Origin of the sequence: Stackebrandtia soli (assembly GCF_965137155.1) — a bacterium.
Classification (GTDB): domain Bacteria; phylum Actinomycetota; class Actinomycetes; order Mycobacteriales; family Micromonosporaceae; genus Stackebrandtia; species Stackebrandtia soli.
In genome coordinates this window covers 19,163-30,683 of the sequence record NZ_CBCRZX010000016.1, presented here as the reverse complement: position 1 = coordinate 30,683, position 11,521 = coordinate 19,163, and the positions used below count along the sequence as shown (strand labels likewise).

Here is an 11,521-nt window from a genome sequence, read left to right as displayed (position 1 = left end):
GTCCTGGTTCGGCGGCGTCGAGAACCACTCGGGCTACTGGATCGAAGGNAACCAGGCGTCGCNNGCGACTCCACGGCGTCCAGAACTCCCGCACGGAGGACATTCCGCTGCTCGGAGCGGACGGGTACGACGCGGCCTGGCACACGCGCTCCGAGATCGCCGCCCGTTTCGGAGTGTCGACAGGCGTCGTCGAGCACCTGCTGGATCGCTACGGCTCCTTGACATTCGACGTCCTCACGCTGATCGCCGACGATCCGCGACTCGGCGAACCCGTCGTCGGCGCGCCCGAGTACCTCGCGGCTGAAGTCGTCTACGCGGTGCGCGCGGAAGGCGCCCTGCACGCGGACGACGTCCTGACCAGGCGTACCCGGATCTCCGTCGAGACGGCGCATCGCGGCGATCGGTCCGTCGAGCACGTCGTCGCGTTGATGGGCGAGGAACTCGGCTGGGACGAGGACACCCGGCATGGCGAGATCGAGCACTACCGTGCCAGGGTCGCGGCCGAACGCGACTCGCAACGTCAACCAGACGACGCGACCGCCGACGCCGCTCGTCTCGGCGCCCCGGACGTCCGAGGCGCTGCCCTCGCTGACGCCTGACCCACGTCGAGCCGCTGCGGCACAACGGTTTCCTAGGTCGTCGGCTGATTCGCGGAGCCGACTCGTGAAACGGGTCGGCCCACCGGAGCCTGTGCCCGGGCGAGCCGACGCCGTCCGTCACGCGGTGCGATGACCGATCGTGTCGCTCAGTCTTCGAGCCGGGCGGTCAGCACTTGTCGAGGAAGTTCTTGTACGCGGACGAGAAATGTCCTGAGTAGACATGAAGACGCCCTCCATAGAGGGCCTTGATTTCCGTTTGGAACCAGACGTTGCCCTTCGAATTGGTGTACTGGCACGCCAGCACATCCTTCTCGCCCTTCTTCCTCGTGTAGTGGACATCGCAACTGTCGTAGCCGCAGTACCTGAAGTACGCGGTCGAGCTCGTCACGGTCGCCGTGTACTGGGTGTACTGCGCGCTGACGTCGGCCTGGGCTGCGGTCGGCCCTCCGACGACCACGAACGCCGCCATGAACCCGGCGAGCAAGGCGCTGATGAGCATGCGTTTCTTCACGAACATTCCTTTCACGTGGATCGATGTTCGTGTCGGGGCTATGGACGGCCGCACCGAGTACGGCATGACTTTCCGCTCCCGGCCGTGCGTCTCCCGTGCCCCTCGAACGCGGCCGACAGGCGCGTACCCAGGCGCGAACGCGGCATCACCGGCGCCGCCTCGTCGGGGCCATGACCGTTTCGTCTAGAATCGCTTCGACTCCGGCCGCGGCCGACCGGAGTCACGACGGCCCTCTTAGCTCAGGGGATAGAGCAACGGTTTCCTAAACCGTGTGTCGCAGGTTCGAATCCTGCAGGGGGCACCAACCATCAAGGGGACGAAGCCCATTCGCCGTCGAATCGACTGGTGAACGGGCCTTTGTATGTGGCGGTGGACATCTGGTGCGGTGTACCGGTCGCCTTCGGACGAGCGTCCACCATCCTGGGACAATGGACGGACTCCCAACGAGCCGGAGGGAACGAGCGGCATGGACCCCGTTGTCGAGAGGATCGTGCACCACGAGTCTGACGAGCATGATGAGTTGCCGGAAAGGGTTGCCGCGCTCGTGGACGAGACGCAGTTGTGGGAGCTGATGAGCGCCTACAGCTGGGATGACGGCTTCGACGTCCCGCTGGCAGTCGTGCGGCATCCTCGCTGCGATCGCGCCCTCGCCCTGCGGTTGTACTGGGAGCTCGACGACGCCGCACAGATCCATCACTCGGACGAGGACCACGCGCTCTGCGAGAACTACACGGTCGAGGCCACCTACCAGCCTCGGCAGTTCGAAACCCTGGTCGCGTACTGCACCGCCCTGGTCGACGGCCTGCGCGCCGAGGCCTTCCCCATCGGACGAAACTCCTACGACACGGGCTTCTTCGGGCTGGACGATCCGGCTCTGACCGATCGCCAGCGGACCCTCAGAACCGCGAGAACCAAACGCGCCCAGGCCGAGTACGAGGACGGTTTCATCCGCCCCGTCACCGGGGCATCCTGACTTTCACAACGCGGATCGACTATCGGTTCCGGGCTCCGTCCGCAGCGGCCGCACTGACATGCGGTTTCACAGCACACGTTCGATCTGATCGAGGACGATGGAAAGCTGCCTGGTGGGCAGGAACGGTTCCTTCAGTCGGTGACGGCGGAAACCCCTTTTTCGGCTTGGTGGGGCGGTGTACGGGGCCGCAAAGGAAATACGGGCAGGAGGGGAGACCCACCAAGTCGGGGAACTCGACCACGCCGCAACCGAGGAGTCATTCGACCGCGCTGGGGTCGTCTCTTGCGGCTTGGTGGACTCCGTTACCGATGGCGCAGAGCGGTTCCGGCACGGACACCGCCCCACCAAGCCGTGAGTCCGTGGCCACCGACCATGACGTGAACCGTTTCCAAACGAGTGCTCGGCGTCGGACGGCAGGCCGCCGTACGCGGTCCGAGTGTGCTTCGTGAGATCCGGTTGCGCGGCGAGTTCGGCGACGCCATCCGCTCCCGAGGGTTCGAGGTTGCTCGGCAGCCGGATTGGAACCCGCGCGGCTACGGCGGCCTACGGCACCGGGTCGGAGGAGGCGCGGATGTCGCTCCTCCGGCATACATAAATTCTTTAGCGACCCCGGTAGATATTGGCTGCATCAGGTGCTATATTTTCTCTCACCAGAGATCGAGGAAGTCCATACGGGGCAGCAGAGACTAGTTGCCCCAGTGTGAATGGGCAGGTCAGGTGATTCGAGGCCGAGTAAGTGCACGGGCTTCGAGCGGTGACGCTGCCAGCGCGGCCCGACCGGTGGCCGTGGAAGTTGAGCAAGGCACGACCCGGTACAGCAAGTGTTCGATAAGTACCGGAGCAGTAGGTCGAATGCGGGACCCGGGTTCTGTGAGGGTTCCGGCCGAGACCAAGGCGGCCAGCAGGTAGGGCCGTGCAGTTTGAAGTAGTTCATGAGATTGAGAAAGGAGTTTCAACGCCACGCCAGATCGCCCGTGCTGGCTTGAGATCATCGCCGCACGGACACCGCGGTTCCACGGATGGGAAGGTGGTCTTCGGTCACGATTACGCGATCGCGCTCAATCACCGTTACGGGGTTGAGGCGCAAGATGATACCGGTTGAGATTCGCCGGTAGTGGTGTTGAGCAAACTCCGGGCCCCGGCGCGATTCGCGCNGGGGCCCCTTCGCCGACTTTGGAAGGTTCTATGGGTCAACCAGCAGACACACCGGCCCCGAAGGCCAGCACAGCTGACAAACTCGATGACGACAACTACCCCGCCTACAGCATGGGTCGGGCCGCCGAGCTCCTTGGCGTAACACAGGCGTTCCTGCGCACCCTGGACTCCGTAAAACTCATCGCACCGCAGCGTTCCGGCGGCGGACACCGCCGCTACTCCCGCTACCAACTGCGCTTGGCCGAACGCGTCCGCAAGCTCGTCGACCAAGGCACCCCGGTTGAGGCGGCTTGCCAGATCATCATCCTCGAAAACCAGCTCGCCGAAGCGCAGCGCATCAACGCTGAACACGAAGCCGGTACCCGCTGAAACTGGCGAACACGGCATGGACGACGCGAAAGGCGCCCGAGGAACCCCCGCCACCGCCACAATCCGCTCGTCCTGCCGTTCGGCATTTCACCCGTCTCGACCAGCTGGGCCGACCCGCGTTCGTCGCTGCTCGTCGGCGCGTCGCGGGATGCTGTCGCCGGTGAGGTGCTGACCGGTGACGTCGACGGGCACCTGATCGGAATATCAGGGCAGTTCGACGCGGCTTGGTGGGGCGGTGTGTCTTCAACTGAGAACCGCAACCTTTTCGGCTTGGTGGGGCGGCGTACGGGGCCGCAAGGGAGGTACGGGCAGGAGGGGAGACCCACCAAGCCGGGGAACTCGACCACGTCGTGTCTGAAGCTCTCTCGACCGCGCAGAGGTCGTCTCTTGCGGCTTGGTGGGGCTCCGTTGCCGATGGCGCAGAGCGGTTCCGGCACGTACACCGCCCCACCAAGCCGTGAGTCTGTCGCCACCCGCCTGGGCCTTCGGCGACTCGGCCGAACCGTGAGTCCGTGGTCATTCGACTCGGGGTCGGCAGCCGTATTTCGTACCACCGGCGGGAATCGCGGTGACCACGCACGTGAACCTCTGCGCACCAAGGGAAAGCGTCAGACGCGGGTCATTGTGGACGCGTACCCGCCGCCGCCCGGGTAGACCCATTCGCCGACCATCGTCCGGTCGCCGTCGCTGAAGTGCCCCTCGAAGTACGCCGGGCTGCCCTTGGCTCCCGCCCAAATCGTCAATTTGTCGTCGACGAGTTCGTAGACATAGTCGAGGGTGTTCCCGTCCGAGTCGTAGAAGCGGGAGACGACGTCCTCCCCGACAGGCTCACCGAACGGGTGCAGGTTGCCGATGACCTCCAGCCCCGATACGGGTTGGCCGAACTGTTCGAGCTCCACGTGCTGGAACAGGAAGAACCTGCCGGGCATCCACTCGTATCGGACGGTGCCTTCCGCGCCACCGGTGACGGCCCAGGTTCCGACGAGCCGGTCCAGCGCGGCGACGCCGGACGACGGTTCGGGTCGCGCGTCCTGGCCGTAGGCGTCGATGGCCTCGCCGGTCGGGGCGGTCGCGTCGATGTCATTCATGTCGATTCCTCTCTCGGTTGCCGCGACCCCGTCGGCCGCGACACCGATACGTCGCAACCGCCACGACGATCTCGACATCAACGCGAGAATCCCTTCGACGTTTTTCAGCGGCCACCACTTCGACGCCCAGATGCGACGGCACATCGGGCGACCGTGATCGTCGCCCATCGGCTCGACACGATCGCGCGTGCCGATCAGGTCGTGTTCGTGGAGGCGGGCCGGGTCGTCGAGCTTGGGACGCCGAAGGAACTGCTCTCCGCAGACGGCAGATTCGCCGCGTACTGGAGGCAACGCCACAGCGCCACCTCCTGGCACCTGGGTCGTGTTTGAGAAGCCCGTCCCGTAGTTCCGCTTGGTTGGGCAAAAGTGCCGCTTGGTTGGGCAAATTCTCGAATTAGGCGCGTTTTCGCAATTTGCCCAACCAAGCGAGATCTTTGCCCAACCAAGCGGAGATCGAGTTGGCGGTGGGAGTGCTGGAGTGGAGCGGGCGTTGTCCAGCTGAGCCGGGCGGGGATCAGGCGAGCCGAGCCGAGCTTCGAGCGGTCCAGCCGAGTTGGCGTTGATCAGCCGACGTCGTTGAGTCGAGTCGGGGTCTCGGTCAGAGTGCGGCGGCGCTGTCGTTGATCGTCAGCTGAGCTTCCGGGTTCTCGGCGATCGCTCGCTTGAGGATGGTCAGGGCGATCATGCCGTCCTCGTAGTGGCGGGCGGCCGTGCCGACCTGCCCGACGGTGCGGGCACCCGCCTTGATGTCGGTGCCGGGCGCGGGCGGGTGTTCCTCCGTACCGTCCAGATGGAGCATTGCGAAGGTCCGAGGTGGACGGCCGAGGTTGTGCACCCGCGCAACGGTTTCCTGGCCCCGGTAGCAGCCCTTGTCGAGGTGGACGGCGCGAGCCAGCAGCCAGGGGCTCTCCTGCGGGATCGTGCGGTGGTCGACGTCGACGCCCTGAGCGGGCACGAGCGCGGGGATGCGAAGCGTGTCGTACGCCCATGTTCCCGACAGCGGAAGGCCCCGCTTGTCGGCGAAGGAGGCGACGTCCGAGCGGGGCACGAGCAGATCGACACCGGGTTGGCCGAGCGTGTCGACGCGACGCGCGAAGCCTCCGTCGGGGAGCGTCTCGCCCGCGTACTGGACCGTCGGTCGCGGCGGGAGGGTTCCGGTGGCGAACTTCGCGGGGGGCACGGGCAGGATGTCGGGCTCGGCGAGCGTCGTGTCGCCGCTGACGTAGAGCATCGCCCAGTCGTCGGTGACGGTCGCGATGTCCACTTCCGTGAAGAACCGCATCTTGGTGAGGAAGTCGACGAGCGCCGCGCCGGCACCGGGTTCGGTGTCGAGCCAGGTCGTCGTCCCGTCGTCGAACACTCCGGCGATCGACTCGATGTGTCCGTTGGGGGACAACACGAGTAGCTGTGTTCCGGTGAGCGGGGCGAGCGCGGACAGGTGTTGCGAGGTCAGGCTGTGCAGCCAGGTGAGGCGGTCGGCGCCCGTCACGGTGACGATGTCGCGGTCGCTTCGGTCGACGAGCGCGCCGACGGTCAGGGCGCGTTGTTCGCGAAGTGGGTCGCCGTAGTGCCAGGCGACGGTCGAGTCCTCGCGTTCGCCGACCGCTCCCGGTCGTGTCAACAGGTCCGACACTTTCATTCGCCCTTCTCGTATCCGGCGCGGCGCCGAACACCGCCGCGTTGACGTCGATCCTCGATCCCCGTCGTCTGCTGTCAACACCGAACGCCGGTGAACGCTTCCACGGTCGGCGGTCGCCATCGCCACAACGGTGACACACGGCGTCGACGTGGTGGCGGTCGCCCGCGCGGGGCCGGTCGGCGGCGGTCTCGTGGACCGGGTTCGGCGGGGTGGGTGACCAAGTTCACGGACGGCGGGCGCGGTCGTCGGCCGTCGGGGTGATGTTCGCGGACCATTCGCGCGCAACGTATCCGCTTGTCCGCAGACGGTCGAATCATCGGGTTCGGTCCAATCACGAGCGCCGTAGGACCCTCTCGTCAGCCCCCAAAGGGCTAGCGTTGACAGCATGGCTGATGTGGTAGCTGTCCTTGGCCGGGGCGTGGTCCCGGCCGACGAGCCGTTGCTGTACGCGGACGACTTCGGCGTACTCCGAGGCGACGGAATATTCGAGACGATTCATGTTCGGGACGGCGTGCCGTTCCTTCTCTCCGAGCACGTGTCCCGTATGGCCCGGTCGGCCGATCGGATGCGGCTCGATCTGCCCGACGCCGCCGCGATGATCGGTCTCGCGGGCCAGGCGTGCGACGCGTACGGACCGCACGAGGGTGCGCTGCGCCTGGTCTGCACGCGGGGACGCGAAACGGGTGGGCCGCCGACGGTGTTCGCGACGCTGAAGCCCGTCGCGCCCGCGATTCTCGCCGCCCGCCGGGACGGCCTGCGGCTCGCTCCTCTGACGTTGGGATACGGCGTTCACACGCGTGCGGCGGCTCCGTGGCTGTTGGGCGGCGCAAAGTGCCTGTCGTACGCGATCGCGATGGCGGCCGTCCGGCACGCGGGTGAGCTCGGCTTCGACGACGTGCTGTGGACGTCCGAGGACGGGTTCGTCTTCGAGGGGCCGACGTCGTCGGTCGTGTGGGCGGAGGGTGAGGTCCTGTACACCGTTCCCGCCGAGACCGGTGTCCTTCCCGGCACGACGAACCGGTACCTGTTCGACCGCGCCGAGGAGGTGGGTTTCGTTACGGCGGAGAAGATTCCGACCGTCGCGCAACTCGCCGAATCGGACGGGGTGTGGCTTACGTCATCGGTGCGGGGCATTTCGCCCGTGTTGGCGATCGGTGAGAACGAACTGGCGATGCACCCGTTGACCAGGACACTTCAGCGTTTGCTCGGGTTCCCGACGCCCGACTGAGCCGGGTTCGGGGTGTTCGGGGGCACGGGATGAACTCCGGACTCCCAGGAACTTGACAGAAAACGCCAAGCGCAAGTTCAGGAGTCGGTGTCACATTAAAAGTCGTTCCGGTCACGCCGACAAGTCAACTGAATTGGACGGGCAACCAAAACAGTTGACGCGGAACGACTCTGGGGGCACCACCGCCGGAGCGGGCCAACGGGCACGGCCCGACCCGGCGACAATTAAATAAAGAGGAAGATTTCTCTTTTCCACGCCACGGCGCCCGGGCAAGCGCCGTGGCGTGGTTTTCATTTCAGGGGCATCACTCTGAGTCCCTTGATCGCGACACCCGGGTGTCGTCCCAGGTCGGGTGGGGCGAGTACCAAGGCGTCACCAGGCAAGACGACGCAGTAGTCCCCCGTGCGGTGCTTCACAACGCCCCCGACGGCGTTCCGTTGTCGCCCTGGCAGAGCGGCCGGGTGACGAGACGGCTCCCAAAGGCGGATTCCGTCGCTCAGTGCCCCGACCCATCACCACCGCGTCGAGACGCTGGTCACGTCACGCCGGTTCGCGCGCGCCCGGGGGCTTTTCCTCGACCCGTAGGATCTAGGGCGTGTGTGGGAATTCTCCTCCGTTGCGAACGGGGTTCAGGTGGACGCGGCGTGAGGCGGAGGTGCTCGCGCATCCCGGTGTCGTTCGTGGGAGCTCCGGCAACTTCGTGACGCGCCGTCCGGAGCTCGCGCGGTAGGAGAAGGAGTTCGCACACACCCTCACGGTCCGCCCATCCACGCGTACATCGGTTGGGCGCCAAGAAGAACCCCCCGCAGATCCGAGCATCCCCGCCCGCCTCGGCACCTCGGCCACAGAGCACGACCGGAGACCGACGGAACAACCCCAAGCGAGACATCACGGTGAACCACAGCGCGAAAGACCCCCACATGTCAGCCCCACCCGGCTACATCCTCGGTGTAGACCTCGGAACGTCCCATACCGTCGCCGTCATCCGCTGGCCTGACGGCCGGTCCCGGCCGCTCCTGGTCGACGGCGCTCCCGTCATGCCCTCGGCGGTGTTCGTCGACGAAGCGGGTCACACCCACGTCGGCCGCGACGCCCAACGGCTCGCACAGATCGACCCGAGCCGTTTCGAACCGAACCCGAAGCACCGCATCGGGGAGGGAAGCATCCTCCTCGGTGACCGCGACGTCCCCGCGGTCGCGCTGCTCGCCGCCGTCTTGCGAAACGTCGCCGCCAAAGCGGTCGAATCGGTCGGTCAGCTTCCTCCCGCGGTGCTGACGTACCCGGCGAAGTGGGGCGCGACCCGCCGCAACATTCTTCAGGACGCCGCGGCGCAGGCCGGTTTCCCGCCGGTCAAGATGGTTCCCGAGCCGGTCGCCGCCGCCCACTACTTCGCGGAGGTCATGCGCCAGCCGATCCCGGTCGGCGCGAGCGTCGCCGTCTTCGACTTCGGCGGTGGCACCCTGGACATCGCCGTCGTCCGGCACGAATCCGAGAACGAGTTCGTCGTCCTCGCCGACGGCGGCCTCGACGACCTCGGCGGCCTCGACGTCGACGAGGTCCTCCTCAACCACCTCGGCCAGACGATCGACGCGCACGCGCCGCAGATCTGGAAACAACTGACGAACCCGCAATCCCCGACGGAGCGCCGAAACCGGCGCCTGTTCTGGGACGACGTGCGCGGCGCGAAGGAGATGCTCTCCCGGACGACGGTGGCGCCGGTCCCCGTTCCGAGCGTGGACACGGCGCTGCACCTGACCCGGGACGAGTTGGAGCGCCTCGCGAGTCCTTTGCTGGAACGCGCGATCGAGGAGACCCGCCGCGTCATCGCCGCCTCCGGCCAGGAACCGGACGCCTTGGCGGGCCTGTTCCTCGTCGGCGGCGCGAGCCGGATGCCGCTCGTCGCCCGCCTTCTGCACACACGTCTCGGGATCGCGCCCACCGTTTTGGAGCAGCCGGAGTTGCCGGTCGCCGAGGGCAGCCTCGCGGCCGTCGGCGGTATGCGCTCGGACTCCACCGGGGAGCAGCCGTCCGCCGTGACGCCTCCGCCGGGCATCGCCCCGGTCGTGACCCCGCCGTCCGAGGCGGCGGCGCCCGTCACCGGGCCGCCGAGTCCCGTGTCGGGTCCGCCCGAATCGGCCTACCCGGTCTCGGGGGCCGCGACCCCGCAGTACTCCACGGGAACCGGCCAGGTGTCGAGCCCCCCGGATCCGGGCTATCCGGTATCGGGCGCTCCGACCCCGCAGTACCCGATCGGGTCCGGCCAGGTGTCGGGGCCGCCGTACCAGTCGTCGCCCCCGCAGGAGTTCGCGTCCGTCGCCTCCGTGTCAGGGCCTCCTCGGTCCCCGCACGCGACGGCCGACGGGACGGGCCGGTACGCATCCGTCTCTTCAGGACGGTCTGATTCGTTCGGTCGCGACGACTCCGATGAGGACGCCTCGTGGTACCGGAAGCGGTCGAACTGGATCGGCGCCGCCGTCATCCTCGTCGTTCTCGTGCTGGGGATCGGTTGGCTCGTCTACGATCCCTATCCGCAGCGCGACATGACGCCGCTGGCTCAGGTCGGTGAGGACGTCCCGTTCCCGGAGAACGCCTCGATCCTCGGACCCGGGACCATCGGTGATCGCGCGTTCTTCGCCGCCGACGACGGTACGAACCTCACCGTCACCGCCATCGACATGGCGACGGGCTCGGCGTTGTGGGAGACGGACCCGATGGAGCGGACCCGTGCCTCCTGGGACATCTTCCATTCCGCCTTCGAGATGGTCCTCATCGGAGAGTTGGGCACCGACGATATCGCTCTGACGATCCTCGACTGGGAGACCGGCGAACAGACCGGCGAACTCACCATCGGCGGGACGGACTCCGTCGACATCATCGGTGAGCTCCTTGTTGTGTCCTCCCCCGACGACGACAAGGTCACGGCCTACGACGCCACCGGTGAGCAACAGTGGACGCTGTCGATCGCCGACATGGAGTGGATCGGGGCGGCGGTGCCTTGGGACTACTTCGTCGCCGACCTCGGCGCGTTCGACGACGCCGACTCGATTTTCTTCTACGCGAAGGACAGCGAGGGGACCGTGTCCGTGATCGACCTCGACAGGGGCGAAGTGAGCGCGACGAAGAAGGTCCTCACCGAGACGAGCCAGATGACGGCGTTCGACGGGAAGCTGTACGTCACCGACGGGGCCGACGGGTACACCGTGACGGTGTACGACATGGCGAACGAACTCGCGGATCTCGGTACCGTTCGCGCCGCCTCGACCGGTGTCGTGCCACGCGAACTGGGAGTCTGCGGCGAGACGAGAGTCTGCGTCTTCGAGGACCGCACGGTCGACTCCGACACGATGACCGGATTCTCCGTGATCGACACGGGCGGGGAGAACCCCGAGGTCGCGTGGTCCTCGCCAGAAGACGAGTCTCTCGGCTGGGCGGAGCCCGTCGGCGACCGACTGGCCGTCAACTACGCCGACGACACGGACACGACCTTCACCCAGTTGTACGACGAGGACTTCGAGAAGATCGGATCCGCCGAGGAGGGCCGGTTCAATCGGATCGACAGCGGCAGCATGCTCCGTTTCCCGTGGAGCGGCGACACCGAGTTGTCGGCCGGACCGGTTGCTTTCGTCGGTCTCGGAGCCGACGACGGTTCCGTCTATCAGCTCGGTTCCCAAGAGGTCATTCCCCAATGCGCGGCGACCGCCACGTATCTGACCTGTCCGGTCGAGACGGGATACCGGACATGGAAGTTCCGCGAGTGAGGGGTTCCGGCATCATCCGCGACCTGCCCTCAAGTCGGAACCTGTTATACCCAACTGACGTGTGACCCGTCGTCTTGTTAACCTCAAGACGGCGGGAACACGCCCGCTGGAGTGGCGCAATTGGCAGCGCAGCTGTCTTGTAAACAGCAGGTTGTGGGTTCGAGTCCCATCTCCAGCTCCAACGAAGAACGATGGCCCCCA

The 11,521-nt window shown here is 66.5% G+C and carries 9 protein-coding genes and 2 tRNA genes; 8 read left to right on the top strand and 3 right to left on the bottom strand.

Annotation, left to right across the window (positions count from 1 at the left end; translation table 11 throughout):
- Positions 1–64: 64 nt before the first annotated feature.
- The coding region (locus ACM9NP_RS11595) for a glycerol-3-phosphate dehydrogenase C-terminal domain-containing protein (RefSeq protein WP_415646665.1) at positions 65–599 on the top strand (535 nt) is incomplete at its 5' end.
- Between the two features lie 166 nt (positions 600–765).
- Here ACM9NP_RS11595 and ACM9NP_RS11590 read toward each other — a convergent pair.
- The gene (locus ACM9NP_RS11590) at positions 766–1,110 is read right to left on the bottom strand and encodes a hypothetical protein (RefSeq protein ID WP_415646664.1); all 345 of its coding nucleotides are present in this window, start codon (positions 1,108–1,110) and stop codon (positions 766–768) included.
- Positions 1,111–1,338: 228 nt separating this feature from the next.
- Here ACM9NP_RS11590 and ACM9NP_RS11585 point away from each other — a divergent pair.
- The 3 genes from ACM9NP_RS11585 (at position 1,339) to ACM9NP_RS11575 (ending at position 3,607) form a co-directional block, all read left to right on the top strand.
- Positions 1,339–1,414 (top strand) — tRNA-Arg (locus ACM9NP_RS11585).
- Positions 1,415–1,576: 162 nt separating this feature from the next.
- Positions 1,577–2,083 (top strand): DUF4274 domain-containing protein, encoded by a 507-nt coding sequence (locus ACM9NP_RS11580; RefSeq protein WP_415646663.1) that lies wholly within the window; start codon positions 1,577–1,579, stop codon positions 2,081–2,083.
- 1,185 nt (positions 2,084–3,268) lie between these two features.
- Complete coding sequence (locus ACM9NP_RS11575) at positions 3,269–3,607, top strand: helix-turn-helix domain-containing protein (protein ID WP_415646662.1); 339 nt, start codon at positions 3,269–3,271, stop codon at positions 3,605–3,607.
- Positions 3,608–4,215: 608 nt separating this feature from the next.
- Here ACM9NP_RS11575 and ACM9NP_RS11570 read toward each other — a convergent pair.
- On the bottom strand, positions 4,216–4,695 hold the full coding sequence (locus ACM9NP_RS11570) for a hypothetical protein (RefSeq protein ID WP_415646661.1): 480 nt from the start codon (positions 4,693–4,695) through the stop codon (positions 4,216–4,218).
- A 153-nt stretch (positions 4,696–4,848) separates the two neighbouring features.
- Between ACM9NP_RS11570 and ACM9NP_RS11565 the strand changes: the two genes are divergently transcribed.
- Positions 4,849–5,025, top strand: coding sequence for a hypothetical protein (locus tag ACM9NP_RS11565; protein ID WP_415646660.1), 177 nt, complete (start codon positions 4,849–4,851; stop codon positions 5,023–5,025).
- Between the two features lie 268 nt (positions 5,026–5,293).
- On the opposite strand, the gene ygfZ is transcribed toward ACM9NP_RS11565, so the two are convergent.
- Positions 5,294–6,334: a CAF17-like 4Fe-4S cluster assembly/insertion protein YgfZ gene (gene ygfZ / locus ACM9NP_RS11560; RefSeq protein ID WP_415646659.1), complete on the bottom strand. Its 1,041-nt coding sequence runs from the start codon at positions 6,332–6,334 to the stop codon at positions 5,294–5,296.
- Between the two features lie 385 nt (positions 6,335–6,719).
- Here ygfZ and ACM9NP_RS11555 point away from each other — a divergent pair, with 385 nt between their 5' ends.
- The 3 genes from ACM9NP_RS11555 (at position 6,720) to ACM9NP_RS11545 (ending at position 11,501) form a co-directional block, all read left to right on the top strand.
- Positions 6,720–7,562, top strand: a complete 843-nt coding sequence (locus ACM9NP_RS11555; RefSeq protein WP_415646658.1) for an aminotransferase class IV — start codon at positions 6,720–6,722, stop codon at positions 7,560–7,562.
- A gap of 920 nt (positions 7,563–8,482) precedes the next feature.
- Positions 8,483–11,320, top strand: coding sequence for an Hsp70 family protein (locus ACM9NP_RS11550; RefSeq protein ID WP_415646657.1), 2,838 nt, complete (start codon positions 8,483–8,485; stop codon positions 11,318–11,320).
- Positions 11,321–11,425: 105 nt separating this feature from the next.
- A tRNA-Thr gene (locus ACM9NP_RS11545) sits at positions 11,426–11,501 on the top strand.
- Positions 11,502–11,521: the final 20 nt, after the last annotated feature.

Coding starts and splice junctions, on each gene's coding strand:
- ACM9NP_RS11570 (WP_415646661.1), bottom strand. CDS start 4,695: ATGAATGACATCGACGCGACCGCCCCGACCGGCGAGGCCATCGACGCC.
- ACM9NP_RS11575 (WP_415646662.1), top strand. CDS start 3,269: ATGGGTCAACCAGCAGACACACCGGCCCCGAAGGCCAGCACAGCTGAC.
- ygfZ (WP_415646659.1), bottom strand. CDS start 6,334: ATGAAAGTGTCGGACCTGTTGACACGACCGGGAGCGGTCGGCGAACGC.
- ACM9NP_RS11555 (WP_415646658.1), top strand. CDS start 6,720: ATGGCTGATGTGGTAGCTGTCCTTGGCCGGGGCGTGGTCCCGGCCGAC.
- ACM9NP_RS11550 (WP_415646657.1), top strand. CDS start 8,483: ATGTCAGCCCCACCCGGCTACATCCTCGGTGTAGACCTCGGAACGTCC.
- ACM9NP_RS11580 (WP_415646663.1), top strand. CDS start 1,577: ATGGACCCCGTTGTCGAGAGGATCGTGCACCACGAGTCTGACGAGCAT.